This is a genomic window from Romboutsia sp., from assembly GCF_035470145.1.
Lineage (GTDB): Bacteria > Bacillota > Clostridia > Peptostreptococcales > Peptostreptococcaceae > Romboutsia_D.
Genome location: NZ_DATIRC010000089.1, coordinates 1 through 17,120 on the forward strand (window position 1 = coordinate 1; position 17,120 = coordinate 17,120).

General features: G+C 30.0%; 21 protein-coding genes. 1 reads left to right on the forward strand and 20 read right to left on the reverse strand.

What is annotated here, in order from left to right; translation table 11 throughout:
* Window positions 1-368: 368 nt before the first annotated feature.
* The 15 genes from VLM92_RS03095 to VLM92_RS03165 form a co-directional block, all read right to left on the reverse strand.
* Entirely contained in the window at window positions 369-677 is a 309-nt protein-coding gene (locus tag VLM92_RS03095) for a DUF1878 domain-containing protein (RefSeq protein ID WP_325274885.1), read from the reverse strand.
* An 11-nt stretch (window positions 678-688) separates the two neighbouring features.
* The gene (gene hypE, locus VLM92_RS03100) at window positions 689-1,729 is read right to left on the reverse strand and encodes a hydrogenase expression/formation protein HypE (protein WP_331681668.1); all 1,041 of its coding nucleotides are present in this window, start codon (window positions 1,727-1,729) and stop codon (window positions 689-691) included.
* Entirely contained in the window at window positions 1,701-2,783 is a 1,083-nt protein-coding gene (gene hypD, locus VLM92_RS03105; RefSeq protein WP_325274886.1) for a hydrogenase formation protein HypD, read from the reverse strand. Before hypD ends, hypE begins: the two co-directional genes overlap by 29 nt.
* Before the next feature lie 9 nt (window positions 2,784-2,792).
* Window positions 2,793-3,014, reverse strand: a complete 222-nt coding sequence (locus tag VLM92_RS03110) for a HypC/HybG/HupF family hydrogenase formation chaperone (protein ID WP_325274887.1) — start codon at window positions 3,012-3,014, stop codon at window positions 2,793-2,795.
* Window positions 3,015-3,016: 2 nt separating this feature from the next.
* Window positions 3,017-5,275, reverse strand: coding sequence for a carbamoyltransferase HypF (hypF, locus tag VLM92_RS03115; protein ID WP_331681669.1), 2,259 nt, complete (start codon window positions 5,273-5,275; stop codon window positions 3,017-3,019).
* The gene (gene tatC / locus VLM92_RS03120; protein ID WP_325274888.1) at window positions 5,262-6,005 is read right to left on the reverse strand and encodes a twin-arginine translocase subunit TatC; all 744 of its coding nucleotides are present in this window, start codon (window positions 6,003-6,005) and stop codon (window positions 5,262-5,264) included. The genes hypF and tatC overlap by 14 nt, the downstream gene beginning before the upstream one ends.
* A gap of 23 nt (window positions 6,006-6,028) precedes the next feature.
* Window positions 6,029-6,199: a twin-arginine translocase TatA/TatE family subunit gene (locus VLM92_RS03125; protein ID WP_325274889.1), complete on the reverse strand. Its 171-nt coding sequence runs from the start codon at window positions 6,197-6,199 to the stop codon at window positions 6,029-6,031.
* A gap of 1 nt (window position 6,200) precedes the next feature.
* Window positions 6,201-6,863: a hydrogenase nickel incorporation protein HypB gene (gene hypB, locus VLM92_RS03130; protein ID WP_325274890.1), complete on the reverse strand. Its 663-nt coding sequence runs from the start codon at window positions 6,861-6,863 to the stop codon at window positions 6,201-6,203.
* Window position 6,864: 1 nt separating this feature from the next.
* Complete coding sequence (hypA, locus tag VLM92_RS03135) at window positions 6,865-7,206, reverse strand: hydrogenase maturation nickel metallochaperone HypA (protein WP_325274891.1); 342 nt, start codon at window positions 7,204-7,206, stop codon at window positions 6,865-6,867.
* 4 nt (window positions 7,207-7,210) lie between these two features.
* Window positions 7,211-7,675, reverse strand: coding sequence for a hydrogenase maturation protease (locus VLM92_RS03140; protein WP_325274892.1), 465 nt, complete (start codon window positions 7,673-7,675; stop codon window positions 7,211-7,213).
* Window positions 7,668-9,101, reverse strand: coding sequence for a nickel-dependent hydrogenase large subunit (locus tag VLM92_RS03145; protein WP_325274893.1), 1,434 nt, complete (start codon window positions 9,099-9,101; stop codon window positions 7,668-7,670). Before VLM92_RS03145 ends, VLM92_RS03140 begins: the two co-directional genes overlap by 8 nt.
* 14 nt (window positions 9,102-9,115) lie before the next feature.
* Window positions 9,116-10,033, reverse strand: coding sequence for a hydrogenase small subunit (locus VLM92_RS03150; RefSeq protein WP_325274894.1), 918 nt, complete (start codon window positions 10,031-10,033; stop codon window positions 9,116-9,118).
* Between the two features lie 172 nt (window positions 10,034-10,205).
* A complete protein-coding gene (locus VLM92_RS03155; protein WP_325274895.1) occupies window positions 10,206-11,102 on the reverse strand; it encodes a hydrogenase small subunit in 897 nt (298 codons plus the stop codon).
* A 265-nt stretch (window positions 11,103-11,367) separates the two neighbouring features.
* On the reverse strand, window positions 11,368-11,787 hold the full coding sequence (locus VLM92_RS03160; protein ID WP_331681670.1) for a flavodoxin domain-containing protein: 420 nt from the start codon (window positions 11,785-11,787) through the stop codon (window positions 11,368-11,370).
* Between the two features lie 127 nt (window positions 11,788-11,914).
* On the reverse strand, window positions 11,915-12,106 hold the full coding sequence (locus VLM92_RS03165; protein ID WP_325274896.1) for a hypothetical protein: 192 nt from the start codon (window positions 12,104-12,106) through the stop codon (window positions 11,915-11,917).
* Window positions 12,107-12,426: 320 nt separating this feature from the next.
* Here VLM92_RS03165 and VLM92_RS03170 point away from each other — a divergent pair, with 320 nt between their 5' ends.
* Complete coding sequence (locus VLM92_RS03170; RefSeq protein ID WP_325274897.1) at window positions 12,427-13,806, forward strand: L-cystine transporter; 1,380 nt, start codon at window positions 12,427-12,429, stop codon at window positions 13,804-13,806.
* 158 nt (window positions 13,807-13,964) lie between these two features.
* On the opposite strand, the gene VLM92_RS03175 is transcribed toward VLM92_RS03170, so the two are convergent.
* From VLM92_RS03175 to VLM92_RS03195, 5 genes are all read right to left on the reverse strand, one after another.
* Window positions 13,965-14,318, reverse strand: a complete 354-nt coding sequence (locus VLM92_RS03175; protein ID WP_325274898.1) for a NusG domain II-containing protein — start codon at window positions 14,316-14,318, stop codon at window positions 13,965-13,967.
* Window positions 14,319-14,667: 349 nt separating this feature from the next.
* Window positions 14,668-14,904 (reverse strand): SHOCT domain-containing protein, encoded by a 237-nt coding sequence (locus tag VLM92_RS03180; protein WP_325274899.1) that lies wholly within the window; start codon window positions 14,902-14,904, stop codon window positions 14,668-14,670.
* Between the two features lie 340 nt (window positions 14,905-15,244).
* Window positions 15,245-15,652 carry a thioesterase family protein gene (locus VLM92_RS03185; protein ID WP_325274900.1) on the reverse strand — a complete coding sequence of 136 codons (408 nt, stop codon included), beginning with the start codon at window positions 15,650-15,652 and terminating at the stop codon, window positions 15,245-15,247.
* Window positions 15,653-15,919: 267 nt separating this feature from the next.
* Window positions 15,920-16,267, reverse strand: coding sequence for a four-helix bundle copper-binding protein (locus VLM92_RS03190; RefSeq protein WP_325274901.1), 348 nt, complete (start codon window positions 16,265-16,267; stop codon window positions 15,920-15,922).
* A 95-nt stretch (window positions 16,268-16,362) separates the two neighbouring features.
* Window positions 16,363-17,120: energy-coupling factor ABC transporter ATP-binding protein (locus tag VLM92_RS03195; RefSeq protein ID WP_325274902.1), on the reverse strand; the 758-nt coding region annotated here is incomplete at its 5' end.

A 17,120-nucleotide genomic window follows, 5' to 3' on the forward strand; every position in this document is an offset into this window, starting at 1 on the left:
TGCATATTAAAACCTCCTTTAATTAGTCTGAATTATTATTAACATTTTTAAGATAATTTATGCTAATAAACAAGTTTATAGGGTAGCATAAAAAAACTTATGGCTTATTCATTTAGTATAAAACTAAAAGATATATTTAGAATAAGATGTTGTAATCACTAAAATAGCAACTAAACTTAATTTAAATTCATATTAATTCCAAATAAAAAGGAGAGTGTACATTCTCCTTTATAATTTACTATATGGACATGTTTCACAATCTCCCCAGCAGGCTTCTAATTTATTTTTTAATACATGATATCTTATATACAAACTTACCATCCTTTCAACAATTAATCATTTAAAAAATGGTAGCACATGCTACCATTTTAGTATAAATTAGAAAATACATTTGTATATCTATTTTGTTTATAAAACTTATATGCTAACATTTTAGGCAAATCTTCATTATTACTGTGTATTACATTTAAAACAGCACTTTCAAATTCGTCTTTATTTACATTTTCTATCATATTCTTGTTAAACATATCCATAAGTTGTAATAACTCTTCATACTGACTTCTTGTAACTCTATTTTCAAATAATAATCTATCTAAATCAGTATTTCTAAATAATAAATCCTGTCTAAATTCTATAAAATCAAGTTTTTGAAATAAATCTATATCTATACCACACATAATGTCTCCTCCTAACAGATTCTAGGTAATAACTCGCCTTCTGGCATGTTTAATATTCTAGTTCCACCTATTTCAGTTTTTAGATAAACTTTATTTTTATCATCTTCAATTACTTCCCCTATTATCATGGCTTCAGTTCCCATAGGGTTACTTTTCATTACTTCTAAAACCTTATCTGCATCTTTTTCATCAACTATAACTACTAACTTTCCTTCGTTTGCTATATAAAGCGGCTCAAGGCCTAATATTTCACACATACTTATAACTTCATCTTTTATAGGAATGCTTTCTTCATCTAACATCATACTTACATTGCTATGGTTTGCTATTTCATTTAAAGTTGTAGCAACTCCGCCTCTTGTAGGATCTCTTAAAACTCTCACATTTTTACTTACATTTAATATATCTTGTATTAAGTTATTAAGTAGTCCACAATCACTTTTTACATCAACATCAAAGTCTAAGTTATTTCTCTTGCTCATAATACATACACCGTGATCTCCAAGAGTACCACTTATTATTATTTTATCCTTAAGCTTAACACTATCTCCACTTAGGTATACAGTGTCATCTTCTATTACACCTATACCTGTAGTATTTATATATATTTTATCAACATTACCTTTATCAACAACCTTTGTATCTCCTGCAACTATTTTAACTCCAGCTTCTTTTGCTGTATTTGCAATTGATATAACTATTTTTTCAAGGTCATCAAAGCTTAATCCCTCTTCTATTATAAATCCTACAGTTATATATAGTGGTTTTGCTCCACTCATAGCTAAATCATTTACAGTTCCGCATACTGATAATTTACCTATATCTCCTCCTGGGAAAAATATAGGATTTATTACAAATGAATCTGTAGTTACAGCTATTCTTCCATTTAATTTTTCAAGTACAGATGAATCGTTTTGTTGCATTAATATATCATTGTTAAAGTGTTTATAAAACATATCACCTATAAGGTTATTTGTTGCTTTTCCACCACTTCCATGTGATAAAGTAACTATATCCATAACATCACCTACCGTATTTATAATATGCTGCACAAGTTCCCTCTTCTGAAACCATGCATGCCCCTATTGGATTTTGAGGATTACATACCTTTCCAAATAACTTACATTCTGTTGGGTTTTTGATTCCCTTTAGTATCTCTCCACATAAGCATCCCTTAGGCGGATTACTTTCTAAAATTTCTATATTAAGCTTATTTTTCACATCATATATTTTATATTCTTCTTTAAATTCAAATCCTGTATTTTCAATACTACCTAGACCTCGCCATACACTATTACACTGATTCAGAACTTCATCCATTATATCCAGTGCCTTTTCATTTCCTTCATATTTGACTAATCTATTGTATATATTTTGGACTTTATATTCCTTGTTGTTTATCATTTCTACAAGTGTATATATACCTGCTACTATATCTGTACTTTCAAATCCAGCTATAACTAATGGAACATTATAATCACTTGCCAAAAACTCATAGGGCTTAGCTCCTATTATTGTACTTACATGGCCTGGACATAAAAAACCATCTATTTTTATTTCTTTATCAATGGCTAAAGCTTTCATAGTTTGAGGCATAGTTTTAATAGAGTGTAATACACTATAGTTATTTATATTTTGGTTTTTGGCGTTATACACACTAAGAGCTATAATAGGCGCTGTTGTTTCAAATCCAACTCCTAAAAATATAACTTCTTTATCTGGATTTTCTTTTGCAATATCTAGTGAATGTAGTGGGGAATATACAATACGTATATCTCTACCTAGAGCCTTTTCTTTTTGCAACGTACTTTTAGTTCCAGGTATTTTGATTAAATCTCCAAATGTAGTTATTATTACATCATCTCTGCTTGAAAGTTCTATAGCTGTATCTATATAACCTTGTGGAGTTACACATACAGGACAACCAGGGCCACTTATGAGTTTTATGTTTTTAGGAAGTAAGTCCCTTACTCCATTTTTAAATATACTCATAGTGTGAGTTCCACATACTTCCATTATTGTTATTTCTTTATTACATTTAGAAGCTAGCTTTTCTAGCATATTTTTAACTACTTTAGGGTCTCTAAATTCTTTTATATATTTCATAACCCACCTCTAGTCTTCATATTCGCCTAATAATTTAAAAAGTTCTAGAGTCTTTTGTGCCTCATCACTATCTATCTTTTGCATAGCACATCCTGCATGTAATAAAACATAGTCTCCTATTTTTAAATCTTGCACTAGACTTATATCGACCTTTGTCTTTACTCCACCATAATTGACAATGGCTTCATTATTAATTATCTCTATAACTTGCACTGGAACAGCTACACACATAACTATCTCTCCTTTATATTGTTATTCGCTATAACTAGTTGTCCTAAGCTTATACCACTATCATTAGTAGGTATAAGTTTATGAGTTAAAACTTCAAATCCTTGATTTGTAAGTTTCTCATATATACCTTTTAAAAGTATTTCATTGTGGAATACTCCACCACTTAATGCAACCTTTTTGATATTGTATTTTTTAGATAATAAATTACTCATATTAACAGATATATCTATTATTGTATTGTGAAACTTCATAGATATTTTTCTTTTGTCTACGTTATATTCTAAATCATTTATAATTCCTTTTATTAGCTTTGTAGTATCTATAATGTAATTTTCTTGTATATGGTCTATATAGTAGTTGTAGCTTTTATCTTCATTTATATCCGCTATACTCTCTAAAAGTATAGCTGCTTCTCCTTCAAAAGTTATTTTATCTTTATATCCAAGTAACGCAGATACTGTATCAAATAACCTTCCCATACTTGAACAAAGAGGAGAGTTTATATTGTTTTTTATCATAGATATTAATGGTTTTATATTTTTATCAGTTAAACTATCTGGTAAATAATTATATAATTCATCTTTATAAGTGTTGTACATATAACTTACAGCCATTTTCCAAGGTTCTTTAACCGCTCCATCTCCACCTGGTATATGTACATAGTTTAAGTGACCTTCTCTTATAAAGTTCTTATAATCACAAGCCATAAACTCTGCTCCCCATATATTGCCGTCAGTTCCATAGCCGGTCCCATCAAATGCTATTCCTATAACTCTATCATTTACATTGTTTTCTACCATACAACTAACTATATGTGCATGATGATGTTGAATAGGTATTTTTATTGCATCTATTCTAGATACAAATTCATTGCACCAATAATTAGGATGCATATCGTAGGCTATAACCTTTGGATTTATATTATATATCTCCTTTAAATGAGATACATTGTTTTCAAAGTTATTATATGTTTCTAGATTTTCCATATCTCCTATGTACTGACTTATAAATACATTTTCTTGTTTTGATATAGCAAATGTGTTTTTTAAATGTGATCCACATGCTAAAGTGTCATTTGTATTGTCTAAGTTCATAGATATAGGCGCATAACCTCTAGAATTTCTTATTACTCTTTCTTCTCCTAATACTACTGTGCTTACAGAGTCATCTACAGGTATATAAATATCTCTATTGTGTATAAGGAAGTAGTCTACTATGTTATTTAACTTTTCTATAGCTTCATCATTTTCATATATCATAGGTATACCACTTACATTTGCACTAGTCATGACTAATACATCTAAATCTTCAAGTAAAAGATTGTGAAGTGGTGTATACGCAAGCATCACTCCTAATTTATCGTTATTGGGAGCTATATTGTTCGGGAAATATTCCCCTTTTTTATTTAATAAAAGTATTGGCCTTTTATTATTTAAAAGTATTTCTTCTTCTTTTTTACTTACATGACAATATTTTTTTACTGTATCTATATCCTTCATCATAAGAGCCAGGGGCTTTGTAGGTCTAACTTTTCTATTTCTTAAATTTGTTATTGTATCTATATTTGTTGCATCACAAGCTAAATGAAATCCTCCAAGACCTTTTATAGCAAGTATATTCCCTTCTTTTATAAGGCTTACAGCTTTCTCTATAGCATCTTCGCAATTTATTTTATTTTTGTGTTTATCAATAAGTTCAACTTGTGGACCACATTTACTACATGCATTTGGCTGTGCATGAAACCTCCTATTCAATGGATCCTTGTACTCAGTGGCACATTCATCACACATTTTAAATTCACCCATTGTCGTTACAGGTCTATCATAAGGAAGTTTCTTTATTATTGAAAATCTTGGACCACAGTTTGTACAGTTCGTAAAAGGATATCTATACCTTCTATTTTTTTTGTCATTTATATCTTTTATACAATCATCACATGTTGCAAAGTCTGGAGATATAAATGTTATTGCATCACTATCTTCTTTGCTATGTTTTATTTCAAAATCTATATAATCTAAAACTTCTCTATCTTCTATAAGAATTTCATTTATTTGAGATAATGGAGGTGATTTATGTTCTAAATCATATATAAAATTATCTATATTAGGCTTAAGCCCTTCAATGTCTATAAAAACACCTTTTGATGTGTTATTTACCCACCCATTTAAATTATTATCAACAGCTATTTTATAAACAAAAGGTCTAAAACCAACTCCTTGAACTATTCCTTTTACAACAATATATTTTCTAAGCTTCATCATATATACTACTTCCCTTTCCCAGCATTTTGTCAAATATCAATATAAGCCCTAAGCTAAGTTCATATAATATAATAAGAGGAATTGAAACAGCTAAAAGTGTAATCATATCAGGAGTAGGTGTAATAATAGCTGCTATAACTACTATAATAAACATGGCATATTTTCTTTTTTTAGACAACATTTCATAACTTACTATTCCTATTCTAGATAATAAAAGCATTACCATAGGAAGTTCAAATACTATCCCAAGTCCTAGGGTTATCATTATAACAAATGAAAAATACTTGTTAACTGATATCATAGGAGAAATAAACGCTCCTCCAAAGCTCATAAGGAAATTAAGTGTTATTGGAAGTATAAATTTAGAACAGAAGTATATCCCTCCCAAAAATAGTCCTATTATAAATGGAAGACATGAATATAGTAGTATTTTTTCTTTTTTATAAAGTCCAGGAGAGACAAATAATATAGTCTGTGTAAATATAACTGGTGATGAAAGTACTAATCCACCGAAACATGCAACTTTTATTTTAGTCATAAACCCTTCTGTAGGAGTTATGAAAACCAATTCTATATTTCCTAAAGGTTGTTTTAAAAAATCTATTATCTCATCGCTTTTTACATAGGATACTATAGAAAGTATAAACATAAAAATTACGCAGATTATAAGTTTTTTTCTAAGATCTTCTAGGTGATCTAATATTTCCATTTCACTTTTGTTATTATGCATATTTTATCTCTCCCTTATAAAAATTACTTAACTTCTTCTTTTTCATTATCCTCTATTATACCTTTTGTAGCTTTTTTGAACTCTTTTATAGATGTTCCTACAGCTCTTCCAATATCAGGTAATTTTTTCGGTCCAAAAACTATAAGTGCTATAAATAATATAACTATTAACTCTGGTAATCCTAAGCTTGGCATATTAATTCCCCCTCTTTAAGTTTATTAAATTTCTTAAGTAATCACATAATTGTGTTACACCCTCTTTAGTTCTACAAGATACCTCGAATACTTTAGCTTCTTTATTTAAGCTTCTTATATCATTGTAAAATTCATCCATATTAAAGTTTGTAAACTCTAGTATATCTATTTTGTTTAAAATAATTACTTGTGATCTTTGAAACATAGAAGGATACTTAAGTGGTTTATCGTTTCCTTCTGTTATACTCATAACTGTAACCTTTATATCTTCGCTCAAGTCATAAGATGCAGGGCAAACTAAGTTTCCTACATTTTCTATAACTAAAAAATCTAAATTGTCTATATCTATACTGTCCATAGCTTCTTTAATCATAGCTGCATCTAAGTGACAAGCACCACCTGTATTTACTTGTATAACGTCTATTCCTTTATTTTCTATTCTCTGTGCATCTTTAGTAGTATAAAGATCGCCTTCTATAACAGACATATTTACGTCATCTTTCATATTTTCTATTATTTGTTCAAGTACTGATGTTTTTCCAGCCCCAGGTGAACCCAGTAAATTCATGGTAAATATTTTCTTTTCATTTAATAATATTCTATTTTCATCTGCTATAGAATTATTGTTTTTTAATATATCTTTTTTTACTAATATCTGTTTCATATCATTGCCCCTCTATAGTTTGTAGTGATAATTCATATCCAGTTACTATGTTATTGGAAAATTCATTACATATAGAACATAATTTATTTGTATAACTCACATTAAATACTTCACCACAATTATCACATTTTGCAGTTGCAGGTATTTTGTTAATTATAAAATCTGAATCTTTACAAACAGTGTCTATTTTCATTGTATCAAAAGAAAACCTAAGTGAACTTTCTTCTACACAAGTAAATTCTCCAATATCTATAACTACCTTGTTTACTTTTTTTATATTATGGCTTTTTACATTGTCTTCAATTATATCAAATACCTCTGCCATTATAGACACTTCATGCATTTTATCACCTATTTTCTAAAGACAACTCAATTTCTTGTCTTACTATGTTTAATAAATTAGTAAATTCACTTTTTAAAACATTTGAAAGTCCTATGTCATATTCTATTTCACTAGGTTCTACTCCAATAATTATGACTTTCGGATTATATCCAAGTAAGTTTGCATTTTTTAGCATATCTAGTACTTGAACATCATGCAATGATGAGTTCGATTTTATGTAACTACCCATTTCTTCTGGAGTTACCTTGTATATTGTTCCAGGTTCATGGCCACCTTTTAATGTATCTACAACTATTATTTTGTCATTTTTAACAAATACATCTAGTAAATCAAGTATTGATGTTCCACCATCTACTATATCTACATTTTGTGGATAGTCTTCTTTAAGGAGTTCATTTATAATATGAACTCCTATACCATCATCTTTTAAAAGTATATTACCTATACCCAGTATACCTATATTACACATTCAATAACCCCTTAGGATTTGGTGTAGACACTACAAACTGAGCTTTTATATTCTTTTCACTATCTATAACATGTATAGAACAACCTGTACACGGGTCAAATGAGTGAACTATTCTAAGAAGTTCTATAGGTTGGTTTATATCAGCAACCTTTGTTCCTATTAATGCCTGTTCAAGTGGTCCCATTTTACCAGCATCATCCCTAGGTGATACGTTCCAACAAGTTGGTGTTACTATTTGATACTTGCTTATTTGTTGTGATGAGAAATCTAACCAGTGCCCAAGTCCACCCCTTGGAGCTTCTGTAAGTCCTACTCCTACTCCTGATTGAGGAAGTGGCAATTGAGTATAAGTACTTTCAGTTGTTGAAACTTGATTTATCCAATTTGTCATTTCATTTGCTATTTTTTTAGTTTCAAGTGCCCTTGCCATATGTCTATCCATAACAGATATTCCTCTTGTATATTCTTTATTCATAAACATTCTAGCAAGAGGTCCAACTTCATAAACTTGTCCATTGTATCTAGGTGATTTAAGCCATGAATATGCTCCTGATTTTGTATGATCAGGGTTTGTATCTCCACTTGATGGATGAGATGAAGTTCCAGTATACCAAGAATACTTTATATTTTCTTTTATATTATTCATATTAACTGATCCATAAACTCCATTAGTATATGTACCTGGAGCAAATAATGTATTACTACTATTTGGCATATCAAACACTCCAAATGTAAGTAAGTTTCCGCTGCCTTTTCCTATATTGTAGTAATCGCTATAAGCATTTGCTATAATATTCACATCGTTTATGTATACGTTATCTACAAATGATTTAACTATCGATAAGTAATTTTTAAAGTTAGTTATATCTGTAGGAGTAGGTTTTTTAGTTACCCCACCAGGCACTATACTCATAACATGAGGAATTTTACCTGCAAATATCGCTGCCATTTCGTGAGCTTTTCTTCTTATTTCTAATGCTTTTAAGTAATTATTTATAAGTGCGCTATTTTGAGTATCACTTAATCTATAGTCAATGTCATATCCTGGTGTCCAAGGGCTTTGACTTGGACCTTTTGCATAATCTAATAACGATAAATGATAAAATTGAAGTATATGATCAGATAAATAATTAGCTCCTTGTATAAGATTTCTTATAAGCTTTGCATTTTCAGATGGTTTAAATCCAAACGATTCTTCTATTGCTTTAACCGATGCTATAGCATGACTTACAGGACATAATCCACATATTCTTTGAGTTATATGTATAGCATCTCTTGGATCTCTTCCTACAAGGATTTTTTCAAATCCTCTAAACATCGTCCCAGAACTATATGCATTAGTTACTACGTTATTACTATCTACTTCAACTTCTATTTTTAAATGACCTTCAAGCCTGGTTACTGGATCTATTTTAATAGTTGTCATGCTTTATTCCCCCTTTAATCATCGTATGATGTTCCTGTTCCAAATTTATATATTGGACCGCTTCCAAAATTTTTACCAGCGCAACCTATACACATATGCCCCGCTCCAATACACCAATTAACCTTATTGTTCCATTTTCTTGTTGGACAATCATTATATGTAGATGGGCCTTTACATCCCAACTCCTCATAACATCCTATAACACCTAGAGATTTTACTTCATCATATTCTCTAAATGGACATCTATCATGTACTTCATAACTATAAAATGCTCTTGGCATTCTATTATAATCTACGCTTGGCATTCCATATAATAATAAATCTATTAAAGTTTTAGTTAATGTATATGGATGGACTGGGCATCCAGGTAAGTTAACTAGTTTACTACTTACTGTAGTTCCTAGTAACCCACTAACACTCGTTACTCCTGTAGGGTTTGTACCTAATTTTGCAACTCCTCCAAATGATGAACACGTTCCTGCATTTACAATATATTTAGCATGTGGAGCCAACTCTCTAACTGCATTTACCATAGTCCAGTGACTTCCATTTCTTTCTCCTAGTACACAATAAATACCGTTGTTTGCTGTTGGTATTCCACCTTCTACGACTAATATAAATTTTCCGCTTAATGTTGCTATAGCATCATCTATAATAGACATAGCAGTTTGTCCTGCTGCTACCATAAGGCTGGAATGGTATTTCATACTAATCTGATTTAATAAAAGATTGTCTATCGTTGTATTTTCTACTGCATTTAATAGAGATATTGTACATCCTGAGCATCCTGAACCTTGAAGCCATATAACTGACGGTGCTGTTTCTGCTGCCATTACAATAGTTTCAAGCTTGTCTAACTCTACTTTAGTAATTCCCATTGCAGCCGCTGATGCTGTACACCATTTTAAGAATTCTCTTCTAGATATCTTCACTTTAGTTCCCCCTTTATAAAAATATAGAAATCCCTTTTCATCATTTATTATAATTGAAGAACTAATATAAAATGTTAAGTATATGTAATGTTTCTGTTAAGTTTTATTTTAACTCAACTCTAACCCTTGCTACTAGTATTCATTTTATTATAATTTATTAGATTTCTCAGAGTTATTTAAAGCTATAGAATGATTCAGCTCCAAAATCATCTCTAGAACATTTTATACATGGGTGTCCTGCTCCTATACACCAATTTGTTTTGTTATTCCACTTTCTATTAGGACAATCATACTTTGCTATTGGTCCTTTACACCCTAATCCTTTTAAACAACCACTTTGCCCTAATTCGCTTACTTGAGCTGTTCCTTTAAAAGGACATTGATTATGTACACTTGTTGAATAATATTGTGTGGGACTTTTTTCTGAAGTTAACTTAGGTGGCCCATACAGCAGTACATCTATTATAGTTTTAGTTAGTGTATATGGATGAACTGGACATCCTGGTAAATTTATTAATTTTTTACTATTGTTTCTATCAAGTACACTAGTTAGATTTTTAATGCCTGTTGGATTAGAGCCTAATTTTCCAACTCCACCAAATGTAGCACACGTTCCTGCTCCTATAATATATTTAGCATGTGGAGCTAATTCCGTAACTGCATCTAACATAGTCCAGTGTCTACCATTTCTTTCTCCTAAAGTACAGTAGATGCCATTATCTGCAGTTGATATTCCACCTTCTACAACTAATATAAATTTTCCACTTGATATTGTTATGGCATCATCAATAACAGACATAGCACTTTGTCCTGCTGCTACCATAAGATTAGAATGGTATTTCATACTAACCTTATTTAATAACAAATCATCTACAGTAGTGTTTTCTACTGCATTTAAAAGAGATATTGTACATCCTGAGCACCCTGAGCCTTGAAGCCATATAACTGGTGGTGCTGTTTCTGCTGCCATTACAATGCTTTCAAGCTTATCTAATTCCATTTTGGTAATTCCCATCGCAACAGCTGATGCGCTACACCATTTTAAGAAATCTCTCCTAGATATTTTCAATTTTTTTCCCCCTTTTGCTTATTATTTCGTAAATTGCTAAATAAAGAATAATACTTGATAATAATTATTATAATCAATCCATTAATGAAAATCAATATCATTATTTTTTTTATGAAAATTTATCTACTATCCTGAATTATTTATTTAAATTAACAAATACAAAAAAATATACAATCAAAACTATATTTAAGAATCTGGTTTGATTGTATATTATAACCACATACCTATTTTGTTACACTTTTGCGCACATTGACGATTAACAATATTATAGCTTAGCTATTTCTTTTCCAAAGTTAATGCATCTTTCTTCTTCACTACCTTCAGGCATTTCATTTACTATTACAGGCTCTAGAGGAATTTCAAAACCATATCCTTTCATTTGTTCTTCCCAGTTTCTCATCCATTCTTCATCGCCCCATACATAAGAACCAAATAGTAAAGCTTTTTTACCATTTCCTATATCTTTTAAAAATTCTATAAAAGGTGCAAATTCACTTTCTTCTAGTTCTTCATTTTTTATATCATTTACACTAACTTTATCTATACTTAAAACTTCCGCTTCCTTACCTTGGTTAGAAATACCTTTGCCTATAAGATTAGCCATAGCTTCTGTATTACCAGTACCACTCCAATGTATTACCTTTATAAAACCACCTCCAAATCTGAAATTAATTATTATTTTCAATAATCTTTTTTAAAAGATAATTCTTTTCAATCAGTTTGTCAATAATTTATTTGTATTTTTATTCAATAATAAAAATGAACTATCTCATTAAAATAAATAGTTCATTCTTTAAATTATATGTAGAGATTTACATTCCATCTTGGCACTCAGATAATTTTAAGCATTCTGATATACCTTTATCCATTCTTTTAGCACATTCAGCTACATGTTGGCCACCTTTTGCCTTAGCCATTTCAGATACGTGATTTGCTGCAAATGCAGAACTAGAAGAAGCTAAAAACATCACTCCAACTACAGCTATAGATAATAATTTTTTCATATTTCTCACCTCCTACATTTATTTTAATTAAATTATAGTAGCAAGTTATAGAGAAATTATGAAGAAAAAATAAATATTAAATTTTTAATGTCTATTTTCTTCTACTTTAGGTATGTTAAATACTTTGAATTCTTCATAAATTCTTCATAAATTCTTCATAATGTTTTTCTATAATATGGTAGAAATAGTTACAATTTCAAAGATGTAAAAACTATTTGTTATATTGTACAAGAAGGGGGGATTATCTATTATTTAAGGGGCCTGGTAATCTGTTTTAGGTAGAATAATTTAAATATTGAAATGGTTTAGGAGGAGATAAAATGAACACGACATTCTCTGTAGTTTTTAGTATGGCTGTAATGCTTATTCTTGTCTATGTATTGTTTAAGATGCAAAAGAAGCATTACTCTTTTACTTCTAGGGTGCTTACAGCTTTAGGGATAGGTATTTTATATGGAGCAATACTTCAAATGATTTATGGAGCATCATCAGATGTAGTTACTCAATCTAATAGTTGGTTTGCTATTATTGGTTCAGGCTATGTAAGATTGTTAAAAATGATAGTAACTCCACTTGTATTTGTATCTATAACATCTGCAATTATTAATCAAAAATCTAAAAACTTAGGAAAAATAACAGGTTTAATCATTGCCGTTCTTTTAATCACAACGGCAATTTCTGCAGCAGTTGGAGCAGGTTCTGCAAGTGTCTTTAACTTGACAGCTCAAGGATTACAAGTAGGAGAAAATGAAGCAAAGAGAACTGAAGAATTAGAAGCGGGACTAATCGATTTTCAAGCAAAACCTATTCAGGAACAAATAATTGAAATTATCCCAACAAATCCTTTTTATGCAATGACAGGCCAAACTAGCTCGGCTACATTATCTGTAGTTGTATTTTCTGCTTTTATTGCTGTTGCTGTTTTAGGATTAGAGAGAAAGAAACCAGAATCAGCAGAATTTTTTACTAAAATAATAAATTCTCTACACGATGTAGTTATGAGACTGGTTACAATAATTTTACGATTAACACCATATGGTGTATTAGCACTTATGACTAAGGTAGTTTCTTCAAGTAACTATAGCGAGATGTTAAGATTATTAAACTTTGTTTTAGCTTCTTACGTTGCAATATTAATAATGTTTATTATTCATTTACTAATAATTACATTAATTGGTTTAAATCCATTTACTTACCTGAAGAAAGTTGCACCTGTATTGATATTTGCATTTACATCAAGAACAAGTGCTGGTACACTACCTCTTAATGTTGAAGCTCAAATTGATAAACTAGGTGTTGATGAAGGTCACGCTAATCTTTCTGCATCTCTTGGAACGACTATCGGCCAAAATGGTTGCGCTGGTATTTATCCAGCAATGCTAGCTATAATGATCGCGCCAACTGTCGGAATAAATCCTTTAGCACCAGCATTTTTAATTAAACTTATAGTAGTTACAGCTTTAGGATCTTTCGGTATTGCAGGAGTAGGAGGAGGAGCAACTTTTGCAGCACTAACTGTTCTTTCTATTATGGGCCTTCCTGTAGGCTTGGTCGGTTTATTAATAGCTATAGAGCCGTTAATAGATATGGCTAGAACTGCACTTAATGTAAGTGGCTCTATGGTAGCTGGTTTAGTTTCAAGTAAGTTTACAAATGAATTAAATACAGATTTATATAACAGCAAGCAATTAGCTGAATAAACTTTTTTAAACCGTTGATAAAGTATATCAACGGTTTTTTCATAATATATTTAGTTTTGAACAATATTATTTTTCAACTACTTCATTTAATTATGATATAATTTTCATAGATTTATTCATTATCATCTACTTCCCTAAAAAATATCATTTTGAATTTATTATATTTGCTCAATACTTACAATAATTTTATTTGGCATACAAACAATAGTCTCATAACTTTTTTCTATCCATCCTGTTTTAGAACAAATTCCTCTTGGACAAATAATTTTTCTCATTTCCTTCATTTTAACAGCTCCATTTTTAATTTCAATCTCTCCCTCGTTATTATTAAACTTAAAGTTATATGTGCCTTGTGTCCTATTATTTATTTCAATTTTTTTTACAATCTCATTTTCCACCTTAATTATAACGTATCCTTTATTAATATCTTTTGATACAAACTTGAAAACTCCTAGTATAAATAAACTTATTAGAAAAATTCCTACTATAAGCTTTATATCTGCTTTCTTCATATGCGTCTCCTTCATAAACAAAATATAACCTAACGGCTATTTTACGAACCATTTTCAAGTTGAGCTATCAATTTTTTCGTGTAGTTTTGATATTCTATTTTCTATGCATAAAAACTATCTTTGTAATATTTGTTTTTTAATCTAAGTAAGGTTCTATTTTTAGATTATTTACTTCTGTAACATCATTCTTTGTATTTGCATAGGTAATCCCTGTTACTCCTCATATTACTAAAAATCCCATTAACACAAATAACATACCTTTCTTTTGAATTACATCCACCCCTTTTATTAAAAATATGAATTATTCTAAAAAGTGAGTTAGAAATTTCTAACTCACTTTTTATTATTTTTATCTTTTTTGTAGTAAAATATTTTTTCTAGCTATATAATCATCTTCACTAATCTCACCGTTAGCAAATTTTTCATCTAGTATTTTTAATGCATTTCTAGAGTTATCTGTATGTTTATTAAATAGTTTTATACCTAGTACTATTAAAGCAATAAATGCAAATATTCTTATACTCATCATTAGAAGGAACCAACCATTATTCATAAAACCTGCTCCTCCAAAACCTCCACAGAACATAATAACAACCTCCTCATATAATTTAGTTTTCTTACTTTTATTATATTTAGATATTATGTAGAACTTATGAAGAATAAAAAAATCATTAAAATTTTTATATTATCTATACTATCAAAAACCTCTGATGCTAAGATAGTATCAGAGGTTTAATTTATATATTAAGTCTAAATGTTTCTTTAAGCTTTTTTCCTGCATTCTCTCCTGTACAATGAGACACACCAATTAATTGAATATTCTTTTCTTTAAAATATGTAATTGTTTTATTTAATCTAATCTTATCTGCATCAACTAAATGAGTTCCCCCAACAATTCTTTACTATCCTTCTCATATATAAGATAACTAAATACTCATTAAAATCTCATATAGTTTATTTAGTTTTTTCTTTATATTAATTGGCTTTAAATTTTTATCTGTCCACGCATGAGTTGTTTCTCCCGTTGCAATCAAGTTATTATTAAAAGAATTATATAGCTCATATGAAAATGTAACTTTTACATTTGTCATATTTTCCAATTTAGTTTTTATTATTATTTCATCTTCATACATAGCAGGTTTTTTAAAAGAACATTTTAAGTCTATAAGTGGTAACAAAACTCCATCATCTTCAATTTTTGAATAAGGTATACCAATTTTCTTAAAAAACTCAGTCCTCCCTGCTTCAAACCAAATTGCATAATTAGAATGATGTGCAATTCCCATCTTATCAGTTTCAACATATCGTACTGCAAATCTCATTTCTATAATCAATACGTCACCTCTTTTCTAATTGTTCCTTGTGCATATATATTAAAATATATTCAAATTTTTCCCAAAGTACATCTATACAAAACTATTTTACTACATCTGAAATTATTAAATCTCTGCAAATTGTAGATTAATTTTCATCTCCTTATGATTTATTGGCATATGACATTTATAACCATACACTTTTTTTAAGTTATTGTCAAATTCCAAAAAACAAAAAAATACAATCAAAACTAGATTTAAGAATCTGATTTTGATTGTATCTTATAACTACATACCCATTTGTCTACACGCTTCTGCACATTGACGACATATCTCTGCACAGTTTTGACAATGTTCATCTTTAAACATTCCACATTCTTTAGCACAAGCTTCACATATTTCTGCACATTCTTTACAAATATGTTTTGCATGTTCACTATTTCTAACCATAAACTTAGTAGCTAAGCAACAAATATCTATACAATCTTGAAGGGTTTGAATGCATTTTACTCTTGCTGCTACATCTTCTTCCTTTAAACATAAAGTAAGACACTCTTCACAAGCTTGTGTACATTTCACACAAATATTTATGCAAGCCTGCATATTTTCATTTCCTACATTTCCTACAACACCCATAGTTAATACCTCCAGAATTTTAATTTTACCCTTTTTAGTATTAACTTTAATTGTGTAACTTATAACTTCCTATTTATAGAAATATATTTTCCGAATTATCCTTTGGAAATTCCACAGATAGGACAATTTTGAAGTGAAAGAGGTATTTCTAACCCACAGTCATCTAGCAATTTTGCATTGTTTAAAATCTCCGCTGTGTCTCCGTCTGCGACAATTTTACCTTCTTTTATCACAATAATTCTTTTACAGGTTTCAAACACCATGTCCAAATCGTGACTGGTGATTATCTTTGTATGTTCAAAGCTTTTTAATAAACCAATTAATCTCCGCCTTGATTTAGGGTCTAAAGCTGATGTTGGCTCATCCATTATCAATACATCCGGTTGCATTGATAAAACAGATGCAATTGCGGCACATCGCTTTTCTCCACCTGATAGTTTAAAGGGCGCTCTGTCTTTCAAGTGGGCTATTCCTACCAATCCCAAAGCCTTTGCTACTCTACTTTCAACTTCTTTTTCATCAAGCTTGTAATTTCGTGGTCCAAATGCTACATCATCATAAACAGTTGTCATAAACAACTGATCATCAGGGTCCTGGAAAACTAGCCCTAATCTCTGACGTATCATCGGTAATGTCTTTTTTGTTACATGGACATCTCCTACCACAACTTCTCCATTATCTGGAAATACAACACCCATCAATAACTTCAGTAGTGTAGACTTTCCAGCACCATTCGCACCAATTATCCCCACAGATTCACCATGGTGGATTGTAAATGATATATTTTTTACCGCTTCGTGTCCATCAGGATACGAAAAATGTAGGTTTCTTACCTCAAGTTTATGATGACTCA